We start from the raw sequence: 23,650 nt of genomic DNA on the forward strand, positions 1-23,650 counted from the left end.
GATCAACGGAGCTTTGGTTGGCACTGAGATTGGCCGTCGCGGTCGTTCGTGCTCCTAAAGTGACATCGAGATGCTGCGCGCTGGCGGTCTGGTGGCTTTCTCGACCGAGACCGTCCAGGGTCTGGGCGCCAACGCCGAGGACTCCGCCGCCGTCCCGGGCATCTTCCAGTTCAAGGGACGTCCGCCCTCCCACCCGCTGATCGTCCACATCGGCGGCGCGGAGCATCTGGACAACTTGAGGAACGAGCGGCGAACCAGGTGACAAGTAACTCGCCAGTAGCCTTCGACGTTGGACCCGGCACGTGGCAGTGAGTGGCGATGTCGTGATCAGGTTCGGGTGTCGGGTACGGCCTGGGCCAGTGGGCTCAGCTCGCCACACAGCGCCGCGTGCAGTGCGGCGGCGAGTTCGCGTGCCCGGTCCTCGTTCTTCAGGTCGTACAGGACGAAGTAGACCGGTCCGGCGGACGAATCGGGACGGATCTCGCGGGAGCGGATCAGGCGGACGACCGCGTTCCGGACGGCGTCGTACACCGTGGCGTCGATGTCGTGCTCGAAGGCCGTAAGCGCGTCGGCCTTGACCGTCCAGCGTTGGGCCTGGCACTCGACGGCAACATACGGCACGCTGCTGCATGGCTGCCCTGTACGCGGTGTTGAAGGCGTCCTGGCCCGTGGCGTCGGGGACCAGGTCGGCGGGGCAGGGTGTGGGCAGCGGCTGCATAACGAGCATCGTGCCAGGGCGGGCTGCCGGGCCCCGGCGGCTCGCTTCGGGGTGTCGCCTCGGGGCCGCGGCCGTCGGAGTGCCCGATCGCTCGGCCACGGCGGGATCAGAGCGGTCGCTCGTACCGCCGGCGTCCGTGAAGCGACTGTGTCTCTCGGCGTGCGGGAACTCGACTGTGGCCAGGCGCCATGGGACAGGGCGGCGGTGGCCGCTAGTGCTCTGACCGGGAAGGTTCGCCGGGTTCGGCCTTGTTCTGGGATCCTCTGGCTATGGGGGGATCTTTTCGTGACCGGTGGCGCCTGACTCGTGCCGTTGCTGTGGCACTGGCCGCGCTGGTCGTGATCGTGTTACTGGGCGTCGTGCTCCTGGTTCTTCCGGGGCTGATAGTCGACCACGACCTCGCAGGTGGCCACCTCGCTGCGGCGGACCGGTTGAACGCGGTGAACAACGTGCGCACCACGCTTCTGCAGACGGTCGGCGGTGCGGTCGTCCTGTTCGGCGCCTATGCCACATGGCGGCAGCTGCGCGTCAGCCAAGACGGGCTGGACGCAACCCGAGAGGTGAACATCACCGATCGCTTCAGCCGGGCCGTGGATCAGCTCGGCAGTGACAAGCTGGACGTGCGGATCGGAGGCATCTACGCACTGTGGCGGATTGCGGATCACTCCGACCGCGACCGCGAAGCGGTCGTCTCCATCATGGCGGCGTATCTGCGGACACACGTTCCCTGGCCGCCGCAGGAATCCGCAGTTCCGGCGGCGGACGTGTCCATCAACTCGGTACCCCCGTTGGAGACCCGCGCCGCGGACGCTCAGACGGCACTGACGTGCCTCGGCGTCCTGTACCAGGAACGCCGTCCGGAGTGGCTCAACGTCAGTTTGACCGACCTGCGCCGAGCCGACTGTGACGGATTGTGGCTGCACGGAGTCAATTTCGACGGCGCATGCCTGGAAGCGGCGAGCGTCTACCAGGTCAACCTGAGCAAGGCGTCACTCATTGACGCTGACCTGCGGCATGCCGAACTCGGCACCTCCATTCTCCACCAGGTCCGCTGTCTGCAAGCCGATCTGCGCGGTGCACGCCTGGTCAAAGCCGACTTGAGGTCGGCGGACTTCTCCGGTGCGGACCTGCGGGAAGCGAACCTTCGCAAGGCTCGTGCCCAGGGTGCCGTGTTCGCCGGCGCGGACCTGCGGTCGGCCGACCTCCGGGGCTGCGACCTCACCGACACTGACCTGCGAGAGGCGAGGCTGGAAGACGCACTGGCGAGCGACCTTACGATCTGGCCGACCGGCTTCGACGCTCAGGCAGCCGGCGTCATTGTCATGGCGGACCCCGGCATCGAACCGGACAATCTGCTTCCGGCTGCCGCGCTCACGAGGCGAGTCCCGCTGCTGCAATCGGAGCCGACGCATGGTCCGTCAGCGTCGGCGAATTGAGCTCTTCGGCTCATCTCCAGGGTCATTTTCTGGAAGTCCCGGATGATGTCGGGATGTTACTTCCACCCCGTGGTGTGTGAGGTATGCGGATGGTGGGCTGCCCGCTGTGGGGCATGGGGCTGCATGGGGCGATGGAGGCCTCGCTGCCGCTCGTTGCACTGGCCGGCATGGCGCGAAGTGTGGGGTACGTGTCGTTGACGCCTTCGGTGTCGGATCCCAGAGTGGAGGGGTGAAGCAGCGCCGCATCGTCTTCGTCGTCTTCGAGGGTTTCCAGCCGCTGGACCTCTTCGGCCCGTACGAGGTTTTCCAGCACGCCCACCACCTCACCGGCGGATACTCCTGCCAGATCACGGCGCCGCTGCCGGGCCCGGTGTCGTCCGGCAGCGGTGTTCCGGTACACGCTCCCTACGGTGTGGCTGATCTGGACCCTGCCGGGATCGACACGCTGGTGGTGGCCGGCGGCGGCGGAATCGACCGAGCCCGGCACGATCCGACGCTGACACGTTGGATCACCACCGCGGGGGCCACCGCTCGCCGCGTCACCTCCGTATGCAGCGGCGTATTCCTCCTGGCCGCCGCCGGACTGCTTGCCGGGCGCAGGGTGACCACTCACTGGGCGCGCGAGGAGCAGCTCGTCCGAGAGCATCCCGAACTGGTCGTCGACTGCGATCCGATCTTCCTCAGGGATGGGCGGGTGTGGACGTCCGCCGGGGTGACGGCGGGGATGGACCTCGCACTCGCCTTGGTGGAGGACGACTTGGGCCGGGAGGTCGCCCACGCCGTCGCGCAGGAAATGGTCATGTTTCTGCGCCGCCCCGGCAGCCAGTCGCAGTTCAGCGTGGCGCTGTGGTCCGCACAGCCGGCCAGCGACCCCATCCGCGCCGCGGTCACGGCGATCCACTCCGATCCCGGTGCCCGGCACGGCATCAACGATCTCGCCCTGCACGCCGGTCTGAGTCCCCGCCATCTCCAGCGCAGGTTCACAGCCGAGCTCGGCATCCCGCCCGCGACGTATGTCGAGGGCGTACGCATCGAGGCCGCCAAGCGGGCGCTCGCCGAGAGCGCCCACTCCATCGAAACCATCGCGCGCCGGTACGGCTTTGGCACCGCGGAGACGTTGCGCCGCGCCTTTCACCGGCATCTGAGTGTCGCACCGTCCGACTACCGCGACCGATTCCGGTCCACCAAGGAGCGCCTATGACCACCTACGGGATCTTGATCTTCGACGGAGCGGAGGAGTTGGACTTCACCGGGCCGTGGGAGGTGTTCACCGCCTCCTCGATGCTGCGCGAACACGCTGACACCGCGGTGCTCATCGCCGAACACCCCGGCGCAGTCCGCTGCAACAAGGGCATGCAGGTCCTGCCGGACCACACCCTGGACGACCACCCTCCGCTGGACGTGCTGCTGGCCCCGGGCGGCAACGGGACCCGCCGCGAAGTATCCAACCCCGTGCTCATCGACTGGATCCGCAAGACCGCCGCCGACGTCACCTGGACCACCAGCGTGTGCACCGGGGCCCTGCTGCTGCACGAGGCAGGACCGGCCCGCGGCCGAAGGGTCGCAACCCACCGCCTGTTCGAGGACACTCTGCAGGCCCGGGGCGACATCAGCGTGGTCCGCGACGCCCGCTATGTCGTCGACGGGAACCTGGTCACCAGTCAGGGCGTCTCGGCTGGAATCGACATGGCCCTGTGGCTCGTCGGCCGCCTCCACGGCCGCGACCACGCTCGCGCCGTGCGCCAGTACATCCAGTACGAACCTGCCCCGCCCTACCTCGCTGACGAGCCCTTCGTGACAGGAAGGGAAACCGCCCCAGCGGCCCCGTCGAACGACCGTGACTCCGGTAGGTCTTCAAGGACGACAGCGGTCTAGGCGCGTGTACCGGAAGTGGCTGGTGAGGATGACGGAGAGCCCATTCGCGATCCAAAATGACTGGACGGTCAGGCTTGAGACTCCCCGTTTGGTCCTGCGTCGCTGGCGCGAGGAAGACGTTGCGCCCATGGCTGCCGTCAATGCCGACCCCGAGGTCATGCGGTGGATCCGTGACGGCAGCGTCCGTGACGAACAGCAGACTCGCGGCGGGATCCAGACATGGGAGAGCGAGTGGGAGTCACAGGGCTTCGGCCTGTTCGCCGTGGAGCTCCGTTCCACTGGTGAGCTGGCCGGGTTCACCGGCCTTTCGGTGCCCGAATTCTTGCCGGAGGTACTGCCGGCGGTTGAGGTCGGCTGGCGGCTGGGACGTTCCCACTGGGGGCAGGGCTTGGCCACTGAGGCCGCCGCGGCCGCTGTTCGGTTCGGGTTCGAGGAGCGAGGGCTGGAGCGGATCGTCAGCATCACTCAAGTGGGTAACGACGCCTCCGAACGGATCACGACCAAACTAGGGATGCATCTGGTCCGTGAGACCGTCAATCCCACCTGCGGTCGGCGAGTACGGGTGTTCGAGTTGTCGTCGGACCAGTACGTCGCAACGACTCGTTGACATGCACCGTCCGGGCGATTGAACAGGGCAGTCGCATCGTATGGTGCGACGGCATGAACCCACGGACGCTCAATGGACAAAAGCGAGGTGTTGTCGCCTGTCACCAGGTATGCCTGGCGGGCAATGGGCTGATCACAACCTCCTCGCCAACCGAGTGCCGCACACCGGGTGGCACAGGGCCAGCGCACGGCAGACAGGAGACGGTCATGCTGAACGAGGATATGCGCCGTATGGTGGCGGTCCAGGGGCTGGGATTTGTCGCAACTGTACGGCCTGACGGGACTCCGAATCTGTCTCCCAAGGGGACGACGGAAGTATGGGACGACGACCACTTGGTCTTCTTGGACACGCACTCACCTGGGACAGTCGCCAACCTCTCCCGCAACCCTGCCGTCGAAATCAATGTCGTCGACCCGTTGATCCGCAAGGGATACCGCTTCCGGGGTACTGCCGAGGTTCACACACGCGGCGAGCTCTTTGATTGCGTCGTTGCCCGGTACGTCAAGCAGCGCGGGACCAATCCGGCTCACGTGAAGTCAGTTGTGCTGGTGAAGGTCCTCGAAGTCGGACGGCTAGTCTCTCCTGCCTATGAAGACGACGTCACTGAGCAGGATATTGCCGCCCGCTGGCGCCCACGGCTATTGCGTGGGAACTGCTGAGCTTCCTGTTGGTCGGGCGGTGATGTCTTCATGCGGACTTCGGCTCGTCATGGTGCAGTTGGGGTGTCGGCGGTCAGGCCCGTGCCGGCTGTGAGGCCGTCGAGGGTGTCGGGCCAGGTACCGAAGTCGTTCGAGCCGGTTGCGGACGAGGGCCTCGAGCCGGTCGAGGGTGACGTCGACGAGTTGGACATGCTGCGCTTGACGTGCGCCCATGCCGCTTCGATTGTGTCGAGGTCGGGCGAGTAGGCGGTGAGCAGGAACACCGTCAGCCATGCACGCTCGGCGATCAGCTCACACATGACGTGGCCGCCTGCATTCGTACCGACCCCCGGCGCCGCCGTCCCACATCGGTCAGCCGCCCCCCATCCGCATACCTCACACACTGCGGAATACAGCCACCACGCCAAGCCCGTCAGGGACTTAACCTCGCTGTTTCGCTTCGGGTGGCTGAGCTGGTCTGGTGGCGATCGACCGGTGATTTCGGTCGCTGGTCGGCCGGTGAGTATGGCGAAGGCCCGACGCTCGGGCCGGGTTCTCCAAGGTCTTTCGGGTCGTGGGCGGTCTGGGGTTTGCTGGTCAGTCGGCGGGACGGGGCAGTGCGGCGAGGCGGTGGAAAGCCGTGGCGAGTTCGTGTTTCCAAGGCCAGGTCGCCGATATCCGCAGGCGTAGTCGCCGGCCGCCGCGGGTGAGGCGGGCGGCGACGTGCAGGAGTCGGTGGCGGAGCTTCTTCGGCTCGGCGGTGGCCATCTCCCCGTCCAGCAGCAGGAGGCACGTCCAGGCCAGCAGGTCGATCGCGGTGAGACTGAGTTCGAGCCAGACGGCGTTGACACCGAAGTCGCGGGAGGGGAAACGGCCGAACCCGGTGGTCTTGCCGCACCGGATGCTGTCCTCGACGGTGGCATGCCCGCGGTGGCGGACCTCGAGGAACTGGGCCGAACCGCCACCGGGACAGGGGGTGTCGGTGAGGAAGACCTGGTGGCGCAGTCCCTCGTCCAGGTCGAACAGCGACAGCTGTGCTCCTGGGTGTGGCCGCTCGCGGCGCACGATGATGCGGGTGCCGGCCGGGTAGCCGCCCAGATCGACCATGCCGGTCAGCTCGGCGACTTCGGCGCCATCACGCAGTGTCCCGTCCTGGTCCAGGGCGGGATATCACAGGCGGTCGGGCATGGCCCGGATGGCGCGGCGGATCGGCTCGGTGATGGCGTATCCGACCGAGAAGAAGGTACGGATTCCTCGTTTGCGCAAGTCACGGACGTGAGCGAGGAAGACTTTCGCGGATCCGGCGCTATCGGTGCGGACCAGGATAGCGGTGCCGTGTCGGTGGGCATCGGGGATCTGCGCGAGTGCCTGGTCGAGGACCGCAATGTGATCGGAGGCCGTGTTGGCGCCGGCGTTCCCGGGCCGCAGCTGCCCGGACAGCGCCTCGCCGGTGTTGGCCATGAAGCACACCAGCGGGTGGAACCCGAAACCGCCCTTGTAGGTGGGCGCGACCGCCTCCTTTTCCGAGTGGCAGGCCACCAGCGTGGCGTCGAGGTCCAGGACCAGGCCGGGCAGCACACGACCAGCGGCCCGGGCAGCGGGTATGCCCTCACCGGTCTCGGCGGCCTGCAGCCAAGCGACCTCCCGAGCCGAAGCGCGGGCCGAACGCAGTAAAGCAAGTGCCTGCTCGTCGATGTCGGCGAGCAGCCGCCAGGCCGTCGGTGTCGAGGCAACCGAGCCGAACACTTCGGCTTGGTCCCGCAGTACGGCCAGGTCCGCAAACGCCTCGCCGCCGTCGGCGAGCATCACCGCCAGGTCCGTGGTGATCCGTCCTGGATCATGTCCGGTCCCGCGTGGCCGCAACGGCCTGAGTGCGGTGGAGTACACGGCGGTCAACCCCGTGGCATCGGCAAGATCCGCCAACAACCGTGTCCCGGCATGACCGACCACCCCCGAACCATCGGCACTGACATAGATCTTGGGACGCAACCCGATACCCTGCACGTAGAAAGTGCCCTCCGCCTGGACCGACAGAACCCCTCAGCAAGGTTCATCGTCCCAGGTCAGGAAGGCACTTTCGCGTTTTCGCCTCGGCAACCACCAACCCCAAGCGAAACAGTGAGGTTAGATGAGTGCGCCGTACCAGCGGAGGCACCGCCCCGTGCGGATTAGCGCTGTGACGCCCCTGCGATCATTCTGGAATGATGACCGGTCGTGCTGCTACGACTGGCCCGGCCGACAACGACTCGACGTCGAGGACCTGACGCAGATCGGTGTACCTCCGCAGCCGTACGCCAGGCTGGCCGGTATCCCGGACGATGCGCTAGTGCTGTGACCGCATAGGTCCACCGGCTTGGTGAAGCGTCGGCGGGGCGGGCTATGGTCCCGGCATGAACGACGCTGAAGTCGCCTCGCTCTTGGCCGGATGTGCTCGCTGCCCATACCCCGGGGTGTGGCAGGACTGCCCTTTTGTGGAACGCATGGTCGACGGCGCGAGGTATGCCCTGGTCGCGGTCGACCCAGGGCTGAGCGCGCTCGTCCTACGGCGTGATGACGACTCGCTGTGGTGTCTCCCGGAGGGCGGTGTTCCTCAACTGGTGAACTCCAGCGTTGAGGCGTTTGTTGCCTTCAACCGCGCTTATGAGGAGGCCGCTGCTGAGGCTGCTGCATACGAGGGGCCCGGTGACGGTCTGAGTGAAGACGAGACCGTGGACCTGGCCGAGCAGGCCGCCGACGCGCTCACTGAAGCGTTGCTGAAGCGATTCGAGTTGCTTGACGCTGAGGCCGTTGCCGACGAGAACTCGTTCTGGCACATCGGGGCTGAGGAACTGGGCTACGGCATGAGTGTGTGACCACGTAGAACATCGGGGCAGGCTGCTCAAGCTGCGATTACCAGGGGGCGTCCGCCCCAGCGGATGCCCTTTTCGCTGCGGATGCGGGCGCGTTCCTTGCGCTGGGCGGCGAGTACGTCGGGGTGGCGGGCGTTCTTGTTGCGCCAACGGAGGTAGGCATGCAACGACCGGGTCTGCGCGGGGTGGCTGCGGTGGTGGGAGTTGGCCAGGGTGAACTGCCGCAGCGGGCCGAAGTGGGCCTCGATCGGGTTGGCCCAGGAGGCGTAGGTCGGGGTGAAGCACAACTCGACCTTGTTCTTCTTCGCCCAGCGGCGAATGTCCGCGCCTGTGTGGGCGGAGAGGTTGTCCAGGATGATGCAGATCGGGGCGCCGTCTGGGCGGGCGGCGCGGATCGACTTCAGCGCGGCCAGGGTGTTGGCGGTGCCTTTGCGGCGGCGGTTGACGCCCCACAGCCCGTCGTCACCGACGGAGTAGCAGCCGTGGAAGTAGGTCACGCCGTGGGTGCGGCGGAAGGTCGCCGGTAAGCGATTGGGCCTACCCTGCTTTGCCCAGCAGGAGCCGGAGGTGGGCCGGATGCCCAGGGGGCCGAACTCGTCGAAGGCGAAGACCCGGTCCGGGAAGTGCTCCAGCACGTGCTCGATGCGGTCCAGCTTGGCCTCGCGTTCGGGATCGGGCGACTCTTTCCAGGTCTTCGTGCGCTGGAAGGTGATCCCGCGGCGCCCTAGCAGGCACCGTAACGTTTCCCGGCCGATCCGGATCACGCGTCCGTGTACTTTCCGCAGGTAGGCGGCAAGTTTGCGGATCGACCAGCGGGTGAAGGGCTGGCCGAGCTTGGTGGGGCGGGTGGTGGCCGTCTGGATGATGAAGTCCTCGTCGTCATCGCTCAGCAGGCGGGGACGGCCTCCCGCCCACCGAGGGTCCAGGCAGGCCAAACCCATCTCGTTGAACCGGTGGATCACATCGCGCACGGTGTCCTCGTCGGCCTGGACCAACTGGGCGATCACCGGGACGCGGTTCCCGCCGGCCGAGGCCAGCAGTATCATCGCGCGTCGGTAGCGCACCGAGCTGGTACTGCCCCGACGCACGATCTGCTGCAGCTTCTGTCCTTCCTGGTCGGTCAGTCGGCGTACTCGGACAGGCTCGGCCACTCGCACCCCCAGCGATCGAAACGGACGTGACCGCCCATCCAACCGCCCCAGCCACGATCCCGGCGAACCTTCCCGGTCAGAGCACTAGCGCACCGGCGCGTTGTCCACAGCGCTCCTCGGCAGCAGGCGTATGAAGGCGAACACGCTCGACACGGCCAGGCAGGGCAGTCGCAACAGCACGATCCACCAACCTGACACTGCGCGGTCGAGGGGTCCTCACCTGGCCCGGTCGCGGGCCTCGGTCAGCTGCCGCTGACGTCTCCGGTGGCGTTGCCCGTACGCGGCGTCGCGCACCGCCTCGGCGTTCTCGAGACCTGTCCCGAAAGCACCGCCGATCATGGAGATGGACGTGACGAACCAGCTCAGCGTGAGGTAGTCCGAGGCACCGACGGCGTGGTGCACGATCCTGCCGAAGACGGATGGGGTCACGACCAGGAACGAGACCGCCACGAGGGTCACGAACAGCGCAGCGTAGAGGAAGAACACCCCCAGCCCGATGGTGAGGAGCGTGACCAGGTTATACAGCGGCGCATGGGCGCCCGGCAGGTCCCCGGCGCGTTCCCACAGCCGGTGGTCGATGATGATCCACGCGGTGAGGGCGAGGGTGGACAGCACGGCGGTGAGCGTCAGCTGCGGGATGCCCAGAGCGGTGGCGACCTGCCAGGTCGTGGCGTTCATGAAGCCGACGGCTGCGGTGGCGAAGACCCCGGCCATGGCGCGGGAGAGGCTCGTGAACAGTCGCCAGGGACGGTTGGCGCGCACCATGCCCAGGAGCAGACGGGCGTGGCCGCGTAGCCCCGGCACCACGTAGCGTTCACGGTTGGACTCCTGCGCGGGTGCCGGACGGCCGACGGGGGAATCCAGCGGTTTTTCGTCCTGCGCGGTCAGTTGCCTGACGGCGCCGACCACCGCCTGCCGCACCCGGCGTCGCAGACGCCGGGAGCCGAGGGCGGGCAGTGAGATCAGCGCGGTCCTGTGCTCCGGGTCGACTTCGGCGCTGACCGGGTTGCGTTCCGCCCGGCGCGGCAGATCGGTGAGCAAGACGCCGATGTCCCAGTCGCCGTCCTCCACATGGGTGCCGACGATTTCGGCCAGGCCGGACGCGTCGACCTGCTCAGTTGCCAGCAGGGGCGCCGTCACAGTGTCCACCTGCCAGCGGATGCCCCTGCCGATGCGGCGGCGCAGATGCTCCGGCAGACGGGGGGCGAGGTCTCGGGCGATTTCGGAGGGCAGGCCCGGGTCGGCGACCAAGACGAGCCGCAGGTTCCTGCCGGTCGTGTCCGCGTCGGGCTGTCTCATGCACCCTCGTCCTACCGGGTAGGCCTGGTGACGTCGTGCCTCATCCCTTCCCCCAGGTTGCCATCACAGGGAGGGCTGCGCCCGTCCACCCGTTCGGCAGCACGCCGCGCCCGCGGGCGGGGGCACCCCTAGCATGCTGAATGTGCGACCCATTCTCCCGAAGCTCGAGGGCGGCCGGTTACAGGGCCTCCTACGGCTCATCGAGGACGGCATCCACCTCGTCGTCGCGGCGCTCCTCGTACTGCTCGCGGGGATCCTGACCGTCGGGGTCGTCCATGACGTCATCCGGTCGATCGTCCAGGGGCCGTACCGCGAGAAAACGGTCGTTCTCTCCGCCCTGGACAGCAGCCTGGTGCTGTTCATCGTGGCCGAGCTGCTCCACACCGTCCGCCTCACCATCAGGAATCAGACCCTCGACGCGGAGCCGTTCCTCGTCGTCGGCCTGATTGCCGGCATCCGCAGGGTGCTCATCGTGACGGCCGAGGCGGAGAAGTCCTTCCGGTGGAACGTCGAGGGGATCGAACTGCTCATCCTGGCGGGGCTGATCCTCGTGATGGCGACAGCGGTGTACGTGTGGCGGCGCTCGACGCGGCCGGGAGACTACTTCCCGCTCCAGGAGGCGGGGCGCTCCCCGTCGCCGACTTCGTCACCCACTCCGGGTTTGCGCGGCTCCTGATCCGTCGTCCTCCGCCGCCGCGGACGCCCGCACTCGCTGTTCCTCGCGAGCGGAGCCGACGTCCCGTTCCAGGGGCGTGCGGCTCAGGCCGTCGCGAGGTCCTCCAAGGCTGCTTCTGCAGTTCCGCCTCGCGCCGCACGACCGGGCTCCCGCTGCCGGAGACGTCCTCCCACGCCTGGAGCGCCTCCTCCACGCGCCCCCAGTCCGGATTCCTGTGCTCGCGCACGTCGGCTGCCGCCTGCGCGGTGTCCGTCTCCAGGGCCTCGGCGAATCGCTCCGCCTGGGGGACGAAACGGCTGTCGGCCGGCGGGACGTGGCTCTCCATGAGCATCGCCGCGCGGCCGAACCCCTTGAGCGCCTCCTGCGCCTCCTGCGCCTCGCGCGACGTCAGACCCCTGGGGCGGACCGGTTCCTGTCGTGCCCGGTCGTATGCCTCTTGCCAGGCGGCACGTGCCTCCCTGCTCTCCAGCAGTGCCCGGCGCACGTCGGCGTGACGCTCCCGGGTCGGTGCGGCGTAGTTGCGGAGCACCGCGGCCGCGTAGCGGCCGTTGGCGGCGAGCCAGTCCGCGAGCCGGCCCGGCAGCCGGGGTGTCTCCGCTCAGTCCGCGAGGTCGGCCTTGCCGAACAGGATCGCGTAACTGGAGGGGAGTTGACTGATGATCTGATTCAGCTCTCCGCCGGTGACAGCGTCGGCAACGGTGGTCAGGACCGCGCTGGCGTCCCACTGCGCCGTACGCGGCCGGGCATGGGTGCGCTCGGCGACCCGGCGATAGAACTCTTCGATCCCGAAGCTCTGCGCTTGCTGCGGCGCGGCATGATCCAGAACTTGTCCCAGTGGGCCGGGCAGTTGTGATGCGAGGTCCTTGACCTCTCCCGGGCTGATCCGTTGGGCCAGCACTTCCAGCACGGCGTTGGTGACGTCCGCGGCTTCGTCCTGGTCGTTGTATTCGCCTCGCTCGCGCACACGGGCGAGGAATCCGTCGTATTTCATCGCTGACCTCCTTCTGCCCCGGTCACCGCTGGTCATGAGGGTCGCCCGGTGCGCTGTCGCGCCGGGCGGCAACCGCCACGACGATCGTCACTGTGAGCCCGTCCAGAATCCAGACGGCTCCCAAACGAATGACGATCCGCCAATGGAATCGGGACTACGCAGCCGACCGGCCGGGCGGGGACCGTGGTCGTGACGACACCGAACTCGTCAGTGGTGTTCGTGCCACGCCTCCTTGTTCAGGGCCATGGGCTCGTCTGTGCTGCGTTGCCATCTTCTGGGACACCGTTTCCGCTTTCTCCATGAGGGCGACACGATGCTCTGACACTGCGCGCGTAGGTGCGGAGCGGAGGGAAGCAAGCGATATCCGTCGGCCCGGGACGCCGAGCGTTACGCCACGGGCATCGACCGCTAGGACCAAGTGGGCATGGGTCGGCGCGCACCGCTGGGTCTGCTTCCCCTTCGGCTGCTGCGCGCCTGGCGTCTGCGGCGCCGAAAGGAAGCCGGTGGGGAGCCGTGTGTCGAGTCTCCGCCGCCGAGGGGTGGTGACGCGGGACGTCATCCATGAGTCACCTGGGTGTTGAGCGTCGCCGGGCCGGCCGCGGTGCCGGACGTGTGTCCGGAACCGCGGCGTTCGCGTCTCAGCCGCTGCTCTCGATGCTTTCACTCGTCTCGCTGATCTCGACGTGCCGCGGCTTTGCGACCTCGGCCTTGGGGACGGTGATGGTGAGCACCCCGTCCGACATCTGCGCATTGATCTTTTCGGTGTCGACCTCTCCGGGCAGCCGCAGCCGGTACTCGAAGGCTCCGGTGCGGCGGGTGCTCCGGCGCAGGACGCCTTTGCGTTCCTTCTCCTTGATCTCTCCGGTGACCACCAGCTCCTGGCCGTTGGCTTCGACGTCGATGTCCTTGCTCTTGACGCCGGGGAGTTCGATCTCGACGTGGAAGGCGTCGTCGGACTCCGTGACATCCGCCAGGGGTGTCCACGCGACTGCGGGCGCCACGCCTCCCACCGTGGATTCGATCAGTCCGCTCATCTCGCTGAGCAGTTGGTCGAACTCCGTCAGCGGATTGCGTGCCCAGCCAAGGGGCCTGTCCTGCATTGCGCCACCGCGGTGACGCCGGACCGGTGTGGTCATTTCCATCGCCTCCTTTTCCTTCTCGCTCCTTCTCGTGGTCTCGTCGCCCGCTGGGTGTCATGCGAGCCAAGCGGACTCCTTCGGACGGGTGTGCGGGGAGCTGTCGGTGCCGCCGGGCGCGGCCGTGTGGCCCAGGTAGCGGTGCCCGAAGTGGATGCTCATCGCGCCTTCGCCGACCGCGGAGGCCACGCGCTTGACCGAGCCGCTGCGGACGTCGCCGGCGGCGAAGACGCCAGGCATGCTGGTCTCCAACATCAGGCAGTCGCGGCCCTGGCTCTGCCACAGTTCGGGAACGGAGCAGGCCTGCGCCTCCGCGCCGGTCAGCACGTAGCCGCGCGCGTCGAGGGCGAGCGCGCCGGACAGCCAGTCGGTGTGCGGGTCTGCGCCGGTGAAGACGAAAAGGGCCCGCACCGCGAGGTGGCGGTGCTCGCCCGTACGGTGGTCGACCACGGTGACCGCCTCCAGCGCCTTGTCGCCGAGTGCCTCGGTCATCTCGGTGCGCAGCAGCACGCGCACCCGCGGGTGGCGCTCGATCTTTCCGAAGACCAGCCCGTACAGCGCGAGGAGCAGACCGGAGACAACCGGATTCAGCCAGTAGCCCCGTGGAGGGCGGCCGCGCCGTACCCCACTCGACCGATCACCTGTTCGACAGCCACAGGAGCGCTGCCCGGCGTAATCGTCGGCTGGATCTTCGGGCTGCTGGGCGCACGTCCCGACCGATGATCGCCACCTTCTGCACGGGAAAGCCCTGGTCGGCGAGGTGATCGACGGCACGTTCGGCTTCCTGGTACGTCGCGAACGAGGCAACGGCCCTGCGGGCCTGCTCGGTCATGGCCACTCCTTCCGCCAGCGGACCGCCGAGCGGTCCCGACAGGCCCCAGAGTGGCTGTTCGCCCGGTCCCCCCGCCTGCGCCCAGCGGGTCGAAAAGCGGCACCGGCGGTCGGTCTGCGAGGACAGAAGGGCAAGACCGAGGATCTCTCGCTTGTCCGCGCCGTCGAAGGTGCGTGGCACAGTGCCATCAGCCCGTGCGGTGCGCCCCGAGCGGGGCGGCCGTTCGGCAACAGGCCCTGCTTCGACACAAGGTAGTTACTGTCCAGGTATCGGGTACATGATCCGCATGGAAGTCGGGCGTGGTCGCTCTTCCGATACGGACAACGGCAGCGGGAATGACAGCGCGGACACCTCCGCTGCGGGCGCGCCGAGCCCGGATGCCCTGCTGCCGACACTCAGTGAGCGAGAACTGAAGATCCTGCGCTACGTCGGACGCGAGTGGGGGCAGGCGCTGGAGGGTCCCGAAGCGTGGCGGTCCGCGCTGCCGGTGGATCCCAACCTCGGCGGCTACCCGGACGCCGTGCGCCCGAAGCGTTTCGGTCGCTTCGTACCCCTCACCGGCCTGCCCGCCGTCGAGGCAGAAGAGGAAGCTGAGGCCCCGCCGTCGCCGCTCGGACGCGTCGGCCACCACGTCCGGCGGGTGCTGCTGGGCCCTCCGCTCGCGGGCACCGCGATCGCCGCCGAGCGGATGCGCAAACTGGTGGCCCTGCCGGTCCTGTCGGCGGACGCCCTCTCCTCGGTCGCCTACGGCCCCGAGGCAATGCTGGCAGTGCTGGTACTCGGCGGCGCCGCCGGACTGCGCTACTCCCTGCCGATCGCCGCGGTCATCGCCTTCATGATGCTCGCCGTCGGCGTCTCCTACCGCCAGACGATCCGCGCCTACCCGCACGGCGGCGGCTCGTACATCGTGGCCAGCGACAATCTCGGACGGGTGCCAGGTCTGATCGCCGCCGCCGGCCTGATGATCGACTACATCATGACCGTCGCCGTCTCGATCGCCTCGGGGGTCGAGGCGATCACCTCAGCCCTGCCCGCACTCGCCCCGAGCACGGTGGTGATCGGTGTGGCGGTGATCGTCGTCCTGCTGGTGGGGAACCTGCGCGGAGTACGCCAGGCGGGTGCCGCCTTCGCGGCACCCACGTACGCGTTCATCATCGCGGTCTTCACGCTTGTGGCCGTGGGGCTGGAATCCGCGGCCGGCCGCGGATTCCAGCCCATGCCGACGCCCCGGCTTCCGGTCACCGAAGGAGTCACCCTCCTGCTGGTCCTGCGGGCCTTCACCTCCGGATCCACGGCCATGACCGGTATCGAGGCGATCTCCAACGCCGTACCGGCATTCCGCCCCACGGAGTGGCGCAATGCCCGTACGACGCTGACCTGGATGGTCACCGTGCTGATCATCCTGTTCGGCGGCACGGTCGCGCTGGTCCACCTCGACGGGGTGGTGCCGCACGGCAACGAGACTGTCCTCTCCCAACTCGCTCGCCGTACCTTCGGCCCCGGAGTCATGTACGGCTATGTACAGGCGGCGACGGCCGCCATCCTGCTGCTGGCCGCCAACACCGCATTCAACGACTTTCCCCGCGTGCTGTTCCTGCTGGCACGCAGCGGCCACGCACCGCGCCTGTTCCTGCGCGTCGGCGACCGGCTCGCCTTCAGCAACGGAATCCTGGCCCTGGCACTGGCCGCGATCGCAATCTTCGTCGGGTTCGCCGGCAACACGCAGTCCCTGATCCCGCTGTACGCCGTCGGGGTGTTCCTGGCGTTCACCCTGTCGCAGGGCGGCATGGTGGTGCACTGGCTGCGCCACCGCGATCAGGCCCACTGGCGCAAGAGCCTGGTCTTCAACGCCTCCGGCGGCCTGCTGTCCGCCATCGTCTTCGTCACCGCAGGCATCACCAAGTTCACGGAGGGCGCATGGGTCGCCGTCCTCGTGATCGGACTCCTCGTCCTGCTTGCCCTGCGCATCCGCCGCCACTACGACCTCTGCACCCAGGCCCTCGCCCTGCGCCCCCACGTCATCGAACTGCCCCGACAGCCGGCACCGGGTTCCGGACCGCAAGTACGGCCGACTGCCATGCCCCCTATGGCAGCGGACACCGAGACGGAGGAACTAGAGGAAGTCGAGGTCGAGAGTGAGGAACGCCCGGAGGAGGTCAACCACCTGGTCATCGTGCCCATCGCCCGGCTCGACCTCGCCGGCATGCGCGCCCTGGCATACGCGGCCTCCCTCGGACAACCTCTCCTGGCCCTACATCTCAGCCCGACCGAGACCGAGGCGGAACGCTTCCGCGGCTACTGGGCGACTTGGGGCGACCACCTCCCGCTCGAGGTCGTCGTCTCACCCCACCGCGCGATCGTCGCCCCGCTGGTCCACTACATCGAGACCCTGCACCACCAGCGACCCGATCTCACGCTGACCGTGATCCTCCCCGAGATCGTCGTGCGTCACTGGTGGCAACGCGTCCTCCACAACCAGACCGCCCCCCGACTGCGGCGGGCTCTGCGCCCCCTGCCGAAGATCGTCATCACGACCATCCCGTTCCACCTGCCCAGATAGGCGAGCCGCCAAAAGGACGGGATACCGCCGTAATGGCAGCCTGGCTATAGGAAGCAGGCGGGCTGTCCCCCAGCCCTCCAGCACGACTCCGCTACCCGGTGCCGCTGTGCTCGGACGAGGAACAGATATCACGGTGGCCTCTACGTCGTCGGCGGTGTGTCGCGGCCGGCGGCATCTCCGTTCCGCATCGCCCGCCCGGTCGGCGTGCCGGATGGTCAGCCAGCGGTGCTGTAGCGCAGTACGTCCCCGGCGCCGTCCTGGAGGGGCAGTTCCGCTCGCGGTACGGCCACCGGCAAAGCGCCGGGGCGTACGGCAACGCGAAGCAGCAGGGCGTCGGCTGCCTCCTCCTCGGCCGAGTGCACGCCGTAGACGGCGAGTTCATCCGGGGAGAAGGCAATCTGCGTCGGCTCGGGCCCCGCCCACAACCGCGCCGTGGCGAGTCCCGACGCGTCGTCCGTGCGTGCCTCCAGCGCAGCCGCTCGACGAGCCCCTCAAGGGTGGCGGACAGGGGCAGGCGGGGATTTTCGGGATGGAGGAGTTCTGCCAGCGCGTCGCCGAGCGCACCAACGCTCGTCCCCGTACGGCCGAGTGGGACGCCAGCGCGGTGCTGTCCGGCCTGGCCGAGGCGGTCTCCGGCGGCGAGCTGAACCAGATCATCAGCCAGCTGCCGTCCGGCTACGCCACCCTCTTCGGCAAGGCTGACCTCGCTGGCTGATCCGGCCAGATGGTGGGCGCCCGCGGCTCCGCGAAGGGAGGCCCAAGGTGCCGGACCGTGCGGTCAGGGCTGGTTCATGAGGCAGTCCTGGACTCCGAAGGGAAGAAAGTGATCAAGGTTGCGGTGTCCTCCGGGTCCAACACTCGGACCGCTGCTTCAGAGGCGTCCGGCGTAGAGACGTCGACCTCCTTGGGGTGGGGCACCATATGGCGGAGGACGACCGGGTAACGCGCTGACTGACCTCCGACGGCGACGACCACCACGTCGTCCTTGGGATCATAGGCGAGGTAGGAGAACGGCAGCCGCTCCGCTTCGTGCTGGCTTCCGATCGAGGGACCCACCACTTCAATGGTGACCAGATCACCGCTGTGTGCATCGGTGACCTCGTCGAGCATGGACCGCCATCCCGCGCGGTCGGACATCGAGGTGTCGGCCATTGTGTGTTCCTTCCTCCGTGCACCTTGGATAGCTTCTGTCGTCAGTCGTCCCCGATGCTGTCCCGCGGCCACCGTCCGTTCCGAGTGCTCTGCCGGTGCGGCGGCGTCTGCTTCCCTCAGGGCGAAGAGCCGTCCAACGGACAAAGTCCGTCCTGTTTTCCGATCCTTGGTTCGAGGGGACACCGGTACAACTCGGCTCCGGGCCGATCGGCCAGAGGCGTCAGTGGTCCCGGCTTGAGCTCACCACGAAGAGTGCTCCGTCAGGATCGCGCAGCGCCGCCTCGTGTTCGCACTCCGCAAGGACGTCGCCGCCGTGCTCTCGTGCGGCTCGGGCACACCCCGATACGTCGGCCACCACGAAGTGGACCTGCCAGTGAGGCCGGACCGAGCGGTCGGGCGCTGTATCCACCGCGCCAGATTCGATGCGCGCCACGACGGAACCCGTGTACACGACGTTCGTTCCAGTGGAAGAGCGTGTCGTGCCATGTTCCATGGCCATCGCACCCCGGTTTCCATGCAGGCAGCGAGCGATCTCACTCAAGTGTGCGGCCTGAGTTCTGGCCCCGCACATTGTCTGCTCTCAGCCTCGTCCGTCCCGGTCGGCCATGTCCCTTGCTAGCGGCTTCGCAACCCCACCCATCCGGCGGACATCGCGCGCCTGGCGCCTCTCGTTGTTCTCCCGTGGCAGCACAGCAACCTCGCACAGGAGTGCCGTACACGGAACTGCGGGAGCGGCTGCAGAGTGTCCTGGCGCTCAGCGAGCCCGCGTTCATGGGGCGGCTGGGTGTTGCCGGGGATGACGGCCCTGCGGAGGACGATTCTCCGCGCTTGGAGGGGCGCGCGAAGATCGCGACGCCGTCGGAGGCTGACATCTCGGTGTGACCGCCCTTATGGCGGGTCTGAGGAACCCTGTCGGGTCACCGGTATGGGTCGATGCGCTCGATTCGGTGGCTGCTTCCTGCCGTCTGGGAGCCCTCATGAGGGTGGAACTGATGCATCGGGCCGTCAAGGTGCTCCTCGCTGTACCGGACGAAGCGCAGGCGGAGATCATCGCGCTGATCGACGCGGTCACCGCCCAGACTTCGGCGATCGAGGCGCCGGACCTGGCCACAGCGTTCGGTGAGTGGTGCTGGCTGTCTACGCGGTCCACGGCGACATGATCGAAGTCCTGGACGTCGGCTACGCACGGTAAGCCCGTACTCGGCTCAGCCGTAATCCACCCCAGACGAACGTCCCATCCTCAGAGACCTCGCGGCACGGCTGCGGCTGCTGCTGCTCCTGCGGATCGGCAGCAGCAGCGGCTCGCTGCGTGCGCTGCGGTCTGGCCCTGGCACGTCCGGCACGGTCATGACACAGCGCCCGTACTGCCTCGTTCGCATACTGCCGATCCTGCTCGTCGCTGAAGAGGTCTTGCGGACAGATACGAGAGGCATCAAGGGTGTTCGCGGACCGTGCGAAGCCAATGTCTGGACGATCGAGTGGTCTTGACGACAGCCGACAGCTGGTTCTGGATCATTTTTGGGGCTCTGTCGCTGTTTTGGGGATGCGTGACGATCAAGAGCAGGTGGTCATCACCTGTGTGTGGGGGAAGTGGTTCGCCTCGCCGACCTTTTTCTTCCGAGGGTTGGGGTGGCGGTAGAAGGCGTGATTCTTGGGGACGCTGAGGTCCGACTCGCTGTGCGCTCCTCGGCCGGGTCGGCCGCCTGTCCGGCGTCCCATAGCCGGCCAGCAGGTTCGACTCGGTCTGCGGGCACGTCGTCTCGTGTGCGGCAACGACAGTTGCGGGCGCCGGGGGCCGGGTGAAGGTGCACCGGCGCTGTCACCGGTTACCGGCCCGCCTGCCGTCCAGCAGTCCGTGCAGGTGCGCGGCGGCGTTCTCGATGTCCGCGTATTTCTGCTGTCCGGCGCGTACCTCGGCAGAGAGCACACCGCAGCGGTGGACGCGCTCGAAATCACCGTAGGGGAACTTGTACCGGCCCTTGGTCTCCTCTCCCATCTCGTCGTCGATGCCCAGGTACCACCGGGCGTACTCGTTGAATCCGTGCTCCTCGAGGTAGGCATTCTCGTCCGCTGCCGAGGGCTGGTGCTCGCTCCACTCGTCCCGGTCGTCCAGGACGATCAGGCCCTCTTCGGTCAGTTTCTTTGCGTGGTTGTACGCCCTCGCGTTCAGTTTCACCGTCATGCCGTTTACCGTCCTATCGAAAGTCGTGTTCAGATGTCGGCTGCTGCCGCCCGGATATCCTGTCGAGCCTGCCCCATCAGCTCGTTCAAGTCGCCGACGTCAGGATTGAGTTCCCGCGCGCGCGGCGCGATCTGCTGCAGCCATGCCGCAGTGGCCAGGGCCAGTTCGGCGGCCTTCCGGGTCCGCTCCTCGCCGAGCAGTTTCTCGATCTTGAAGGCAATGCTCGCGAGCGTGTCGTCATCGGTGGCGGGCACCAAGTAGGGCTCCAGGCCCGGCGGATACGGTGTCCGCTCCCGGTACTCACGCATCGCGGTCACGACCGCGGGCACCGCGCTGTACCTGTCGAGGAGGCCCATGAAGACGTACAGGCGTGCCACCAGCCGTGGCAGGCCGGGGTGCCGATCCAGCCAGGCCATCAGCTCACGCTGATCACCGAAGTGGTCCGTGATCTGCGACATCGCCTGCGCGACCCGGCTGGGCCAGGTCCAGTGGAAGGGCAGCAGCCGCGCCACCTGATGGGCGAGCGCTGCCTCGCCCTCCGCGTGCAGCGTGCCGGCAACGAATTCGGCGACCTGCCTGTGGTCCAGTCCGTAGTCGGCCGGCGTCGCCCGGTCCTGTGAGCTCTGCGACGAGTCGTGGCGCAGACGCAACAGCTGTGTGCCGATCTTGCTCAGTATCCGGTTCCGCATTGTTCCTCCCAGCTCGCGATGTGTGCTTCATCGTCCGGAGCGGATCCATGCGACCGCCCTACCGCCCCCGAAGCTCGCCGGACCACAGCGAGCCGCTGCTGCAGCCGATCCGCAGGAGCAGCAGCCGTGCCGCGAGGTCCCCTGGTCGCCTCGCGGCAGGCCCCACATAGACGGGCGGGGCCACAACGCCCGCGCGCCTCGGTCCGCTGCCCGCCCACGCCGAGGACGAGCATGTCCGTGACGGCGACCTCCTCCGCCCGGGGCCCGGGAAGTGAGCACAGTACCGGCCAGAGCTCACGAGCTGCGGTTCCGGTGGGCGCCGGATGCTCCGCCCGGCTTGCCGGGCCGGTCCGGCGGCGCGTAACGGTCGTCCGGAAGGTGGCGGGCGCGGGACTCCCTGACGGCCTGCCGCAAGGCCCCTGCGAAGCGCCCGGGTCCCCACGACCGGCCATGGACGGCCTGCTCGAGCCCTTCGCGCGTGGCGGGCCCGCTCTCTTCGAGGGCCCGGACCAGTTCTTCGATCTCCTCGTCGAGGCGCTGCTCGGCCATGGCGGAGGTGCGGCTCGCGGCGCCTGTGGTTCCGGCCATCCCCGGCGAGTAGAAGGAACTGCCCGCGCCGACGCCCGGACGGTAGCGCCGCGCCCCGGTGGCTTCTCGCGCCCGGCGGCCGCCCGTGCGGGCGGCGATCCGCTGGTCCCGCTCGCGCGCGGCCTGCCGTATGTCCGCGGGGCGGAGGCGGCCCCGTTCGTCCTGGGGCGCCCACTCGCCCCGCCAGGCCGCGTCGGCTTCCTCGGCGGTCAGCGGCTTGGCGATGTTCTCCAGGGACTGCTGTTCGGCCTTCACTCCGAAGGCGACCTCGGCCAGCCCGCCGAGGGCCATAGCCGCCGCTCCGATGAAGAAGCCGGTGGCCACGAGGGTGGTGTTGCCGCTGTGAATGAAGTGTCCGAACAGCAGCGGCCCGGTGATGCCGCCCACGGCGGTGCCGACGGCGAAGAACAGGGAGATGGACAGGGCTCGGGTCTCCATGGGGAAGACCTCGCTGACGGTCAGGTAGGCGGAGCTCGCTCCGGCGGACGCGACGAAGAAGGTCAACGAGACCAGGAGGAAGAACGACCACGCCGTCAGCGAGCCGTTGACCAGCAGGACGGCGAGGACCACCGCCACGGCGGCCGAGCCGAAGTAGGTGCCCGCGATCATCGGCTTGCGGCCCACGGTGTCGAAGAGCCGACCGAGCAATAGCGGGCCGAGGAAGTTGGCGATCGCGAAGATGGTGAGGAAGTACGGCACGGAGCTGGAGCCCACGCCGAAGAACCCGCTCAGGAGCGTGCCCAGGTCGAAGACGATCGCGTTGTACAGGAAGGCCTGGCCGACGAAGAGAGAAAGGCCGAGGAGGGCCCGTCGCGGGTACCGCTGCAGGGCCACTCGGGCGATCTCGGTGAACGGGATCACGCCACGTTGCCGGACGGTGACGGCCTCCGCCGGGTCGGGCAGGTCCTGACCGGTCTCCCGGCGTACCTCGTCCTCGATCTGGTCGACAATGCGTTCGGCCTCGTCCTCGTGACCGTGGATGAACAGCCAGCGCGGGCTCTCCGGTACATGGCGGCGGACCATCATGATGCCGAGACCGAGGATGCCGCCGAGGCCGAAGGCCAGTCGCCAGCCGAGGCCGGCCGGGAGCAGGTTCTCGTCGAGGAGCACCAGGGCGGCCAGGCTGCCGAGGGCGGCCCCCACCCAGTAGCTGCCGTTGATGGCCAGATCCACCTGCCCCCGGTTGCGGGCAGGGATCAGCTCGTCGATGGCCGAGTTGATCGCCGCGTACTCCCCGCCAATGCCCATGCCGGTGAAGAACCGGGCGAGATAGAGGTACCAGGCGTCGTGGGCGAAGGCGGTCGCGACCGTGGCGAGGATGTAGATGCCGAGCGTCAGCATGAACAGCTTCTTGCGCCCGTAGCGGTCGGTGAGCCGGCCGAAGAGCAGGGCACCGACGCATGCGCCCGCCACGTAGATCGCGGCGGCCGTGCCGATGTCGGCGCTGGAGAGGTGAATGCCGCTGTTCGGTTCGGTCATGCGTGAGGCGACCGCGCCGACGATGGTCACTTCGAGCCCGTCGAGAATCCAGACGGTGCCGAGGCCGATGACGATCCGCCGGTGGAACCGGGACCACGGCAGCCGGTCGAGGCGGGCGGGGACCTTCGTGGTGATGACACGGAGTTCGGAGGTGGTGGTCATGCCGCCGCCCCTTGCGCCTCGGGACACGGCCGATCCGCTGTACGGGCGAGGGACCGGGCTCGCGCCCCGTGTCCGGCGTACCGTCCCTCCTTGTGCTGCGCTGCCGTCTTGTCGGACACCGGTTCCGCTTCCAGAGCGAGGGCGCCAACATGCGCTGGCGCTGCGAGCGCGATTGCGGGGCGCATGGCAGCAAACGGTATCCGAGCGCCGAGGACGCGGAGCGTTATGCGCGGGCGTTCGACCACGAGGACGCCGAGGACCTCGGGCGACGGGCACCGTTGGTGGGGCTCTTCCCCTTGCGCCTGTTGCGTGCTGTGCGGCTGGCACGGGCCAGGAGAGCCGGTTCGGCACCCGATGACAGACCCCCGGGGCCTTGAGGCGTTGTCCTGTGCAACGGCATTCATGGCGTCACCTCGATCGCTGGTCAAATGGTGCACGGGGTGACGGTGTTTTCCATTTTATGGCATGTTGCGCGGCTCGGTGGACATTCCGCTCCTGGTATCTCCCTTCGTCCGTCCAGGACAAGAGGCGAAGTCGCCATTTGATCCTGCAGGCGGAAGCGCCCGGACGAAATGCTCGGCACTGTGAACACACGACACAACACGCGTCCGCTGCTTACGTCGTCGGCAC

General features: G+C 68.0%; 21 protein-coding genes and 7 pseudogenes. 11 read left to right on the forward strand and 17 right to left on the reverse strand.

From position 1 onward, the window contains the following. Window positions 1-70 precede the first annotated feature (70 nt). Window positions 71-232 (forward strand): annotated as a pseudogene (locus tag IE217_RS23005) (L-threonylcarbamoyladenylate synthase); the annotation flags it as partial. Window positions 233-327: 95 nt separating this feature from the next. On the opposite strand, the gene IE217_RS23010 reads toward IE217_RS23005, so the two are convergent. Beyond that, window positions 328-621, reverse strand: coding sequence for a hypothetical protein (locus IE217_RS23010; RefSeq protein ID WP_229865521.1), 294 nt, complete (start codon window positions 619-621; stop codon window positions 328-330). A 414-nt stretch (window positions 622-1,035) separates the two neighbouring features. Here IE217_RS23010 and IE217_RS23015 point away from each other — a divergent pair, with 414 nt between their 5' ends. From IE217_RS23015 to IE217_RS23035, 5 genes are all read left to right on the forward strand, one after another. Next, on the forward strand, window positions 1,036-2,154 hold the full coding sequence (locus IE217_RS23015) for a pentapeptide repeat-containing protein (protein ID WP_229865522.1): 1,119 nt from the start codon (window positions 1,036-1,038) through the stop codon (window positions 2,152-2,154). 229 nt (window positions 2,155-2,383) lie between these two features. After that, a complete protein-coding gene (locus IE217_RS23020; protein WP_190179815.1) occupies window positions 2,384-3,355 on the forward strand; it encodes a GlxA family transcriptional regulator in 972 nt (323 codons plus the stop codon). Then, window positions 3,352-4,029, forward strand: coding sequence for a DJ-1/PfpI family protein (locus tag IE217_RS23025; protein ID WP_190179816.1), 678 nt, complete (start codon window positions 3,352-3,354; stop codon window positions 4,027-4,029). The genes IE217_RS23020 and IE217_RS23025 overlap by 4 nt, the downstream gene beginning before the upstream one ends. A 28-nt stretch (window positions 4,030-4,057) precedes the next feature. Continuing rightward, window positions 4,058-4,636 (forward strand): GNAT family N-acetyltransferase, encoded by a 579-nt coding sequence (locus IE217_RS23030; protein ID WP_190179817.1) that lies wholly within the window; start codon window positions 4,058-4,060, stop codon window positions 4,634-4,636. A 206-nt stretch (window positions 4,637-4,842) separates the two neighbouring features. Next, entirely contained in the window at window positions 4,843-5,295 is a 453-nt protein-coding gene (locus tag IE217_RS23035) for a pyridoxamine 5'-phosphate oxidase family protein (RefSeq protein WP_190179818.1), read from the forward strand. 47 nt (window positions 5,296-5,342) lie between these two features. On the opposite strand, the pseudogene IE217_RS23040 reads toward IE217_RS23035, so the two are convergent. The 3 genes and pseudogenes from IE217_RS23040 to IE217_RS35450 form a co-directional block, all read right to left on the reverse strand. Continuing rightward, window positions 5,343-5,594, reverse strand: a pseudogene (locus tag IE217_RS23040) (IS630 family transposase); the annotation flags it as partial. 277 nt (window positions 5,595-5,871) lie between these two features. After that, window positions 5,872-7,308, reverse strand: a pseudogene (locus IE217_RS23045) (IS1380 family transposase). Window positions 7,309-7,465: 157 nt separating this feature from the next. Beyond that, window positions 7,466-7,594 carry a DUF6207 family protein gene (locus IE217_RS35450; RefSeq protein ID WP_373298120.1) on the reverse strand — a complete coding sequence of 43 codons (129 nt, stop codon included), beginning with the start codon at window positions 7,592-7,594 and terminating at the stop codon, window positions 7,466-7,468. Window positions 7,595-7,664: 70 nt separating this feature from the next. Here IE217_RS35450 and IE217_RS23050 point away from each other — a divergent pair, with 70 nt between their 5' ends. After that, the gene (locus IE217_RS23050; RefSeq protein ID WP_190179819.1) at window positions 7,665-8,126 is read left to right on the forward strand and encodes an SUKH-4 family immunity protein; all 462 of its coding nucleotides are present in this window, start codon (window positions 7,665-7,667) and stop codon (window positions 8,124-8,126) included. A gap of 26 nt (window positions 8,127-8,152) precedes the next feature. Here IE217_RS23050 and IE217_RS23055 read toward each other — a convergent pair whose 3' ends face one another. After that, entirely contained in the window at window positions 8,153-9,274 is a 1,122-nt protein-coding gene (locus tag IE217_RS23055) for an IS630 family transposase (protein WP_190179820.1), read from the reverse strand. 216 nt (window positions 9,275-9,490) lie between these two features. Beyond that, a complete protein-coding gene (locus IE217_RS23060) occupies window positions 9,491-10,573 on the reverse strand; it encodes a hypothetical protein (RefSeq protein WP_190179821.1) in 1,083 nt (360 codons plus the stop codon). Between the two features lie 133 nt (window positions 10,574-10,706). Between IE217_RS23060 and IE217_RS23065 the strand changes: the two genes are divergently transcribed. Then, entirely contained in the window at window positions 10,707-11,249 is a 543-nt protein-coding gene (locus IE217_RS23065; RefSeq protein WP_190179822.1) for a phosphate-starvation-inducible PsiE family protein, read from the forward strand. On the opposite strand, the pseudogene IE217_RS34870 reads toward IE217_RS23065, so the two are convergent. The 5 genes and pseudogenes from IE217_RS34870 to IE217_RS34875 form a co-directional block, all read right to left on the reverse strand. After that, window positions 11,220-11,844 (reverse strand): annotated as a pseudogene (locus tag IE217_RS34870) (FUSC family protein); the annotation flags it as partial. The gene IE217_RS23065 and the pseudogene IE217_RS34870 overlap by 30 nt on opposite strands. A 3-nt stretch (window positions 11,845-11,847) precedes the next feature. Further along, window positions 11,848-12,240, reverse strand: coding sequence for a DUF2267 domain-containing protein (locus tag IE217_RS23070; protein WP_190179823.1), 393 nt, complete (start codon window positions 12,238-12,240; stop codon window positions 11,848-11,850). Between the two features lie 638 nt (window positions 12,241-12,878). After that, window positions 12,879-13,376, reverse strand: a complete 498-nt coding sequence (locus IE217_RS23075; protein ID WP_190179824.1) for an Hsp20/alpha crystallin family protein — start codon at window positions 13,374-13,376, stop codon at window positions 12,879-12,881. A gap of 57 nt (window positions 13,377-13,433) precedes the next feature. Beyond that, a pseudogene (locus IE217_RS23080) lies at window positions 13,434-13,913 on the reverse strand (NAD(P)/FAD-dependent oxidoreductase); the annotation flags it as partial. Between the two features lie 100 nt (window positions 13,914-14,013). Beyond that, on the reverse strand, window positions 14,014-14,208 hold the full coding sequence (locus tag IE217_RS34875; RefSeq protein ID WP_229865548.1) for a general stress protein: 195 nt from the start codon (window positions 14,206-14,208) through the stop codon (window positions 14,014-14,016). Window positions 14,209-14,494: 286 nt separating this feature from the next. On the opposite strand from IE217_RS34875, the gene IE217_RS23090 reads away from it, so the two are divergent. Beyond that, complete coding sequence (locus tag IE217_RS23090; RefSeq protein WP_190179958.1) at window positions 14,495-16,768, forward strand: APC family permease; 2,274 nt, start codon at window positions 14,495-14,497, stop codon at window positions 16,766-16,768. Window positions 16,769-16,983: 215 nt separating this feature from the next. Here IE217_RS23090 and IE217_RS23095 read toward each other — a convergent pair whose 3' ends face one another. Continuing rightward, a complete protein-coding gene (locus tag IE217_RS23095) occupies window positions 16,984-17,130 on the reverse strand; it encodes a hypothetical protein (RefSeq protein WP_190179973.1) in 147 nt (48 codons plus the stop codon). A 113-nt stretch (window positions 17,131-17,243) separates the two neighbouring features. Between IE217_RS23095 and IE217_RS34880 the strand changes: the two are divergent. After that, window positions 17,244-17,483: pseudogene (locus IE217_RS34880) on the forward strand (DUF2267 domain-containing protein); the annotation flags it as partial. A 74-nt stretch (window positions 17,484-17,557) separates the two neighbouring features. Here the strand turns inward: IE217_RS34880 and IE217_RS23105 are convergent. Continuing rightward, on the reverse strand, window positions 17,558-17,920 hold the full coding sequence (locus tag IE217_RS23105; RefSeq protein WP_190179825.1) for a DUF5335 family protein: 363 nt from the start codon (window positions 17,918-17,920) through the stop codon (window positions 17,558-17,560). Between the two features lie 220 nt (window positions 17,921-18,140). After that, window positions 18,141-18,362, reverse strand: a pseudogene (locus IE217_RS34885) (VOC family protein); the annotation flags it as partial. Between the two features lie 535 nt (window positions 18,363-18,897). On the opposite strand from IE217_RS34885, the gene IE217_RS23110 reads away from it, so the two are divergent. Beyond that, a complete protein-coding gene (locus IE217_RS23110) occupies window positions 18,898-19,080 on the forward strand; it encodes a hypothetical protein (RefSeq protein WP_229865528.1) in 183 nt (60 codons plus the stop codon). Window positions 19,081-19,739: 659 nt separating this feature from the next. Here the strand turns inward: IE217_RS23110 and IE217_RS23115 are convergent. From IE217_RS23115 to IE217_RS23125, 3 genes are all read right to left on the reverse strand, one after another. Then, complete coding sequence (locus tag IE217_RS23115) at window positions 19,740-20,102, reverse strand: hypothetical protein (protein WP_190179826.1); 363 nt, start codon at window positions 20,100-20,102, stop codon at window positions 19,740-19,742. A gap of 29 nt (window positions 20,103-20,131) precedes the next feature. After that, window positions 20,132-20,791, reverse strand: coding sequence for a hypothetical protein (locus IE217_RS23120; RefSeq protein ID WP_190179827.1), 660 nt, complete (start codon window positions 20,789-20,791; stop codon window positions 20,132-20,134). A 294-nt stretch (window positions 20,792-21,085) separates the two neighbouring features. Then, complete coding sequence (locus IE217_RS23125) at window positions 21,086-23,020, reverse strand: MFS transporter (protein ID WP_190179828.1); 1,935 nt, start codon at window positions 23,018-23,020, stop codon at window positions 21,086-21,088. Between the last annotated feature and the right edge of the window lie 630 nt (window positions 23,021-23,650).

The sequence above is a fragment of the Streptomyces naganishii JCM 4654 genome, assembly GCF_014650575.1.
GTDB classification, from domain to species: Bacteria; Actinomycetota; Actinomycetes; order Streptomycetales; family Streptomycetaceae; genus Streptomyces; species Streptomyces naganishii.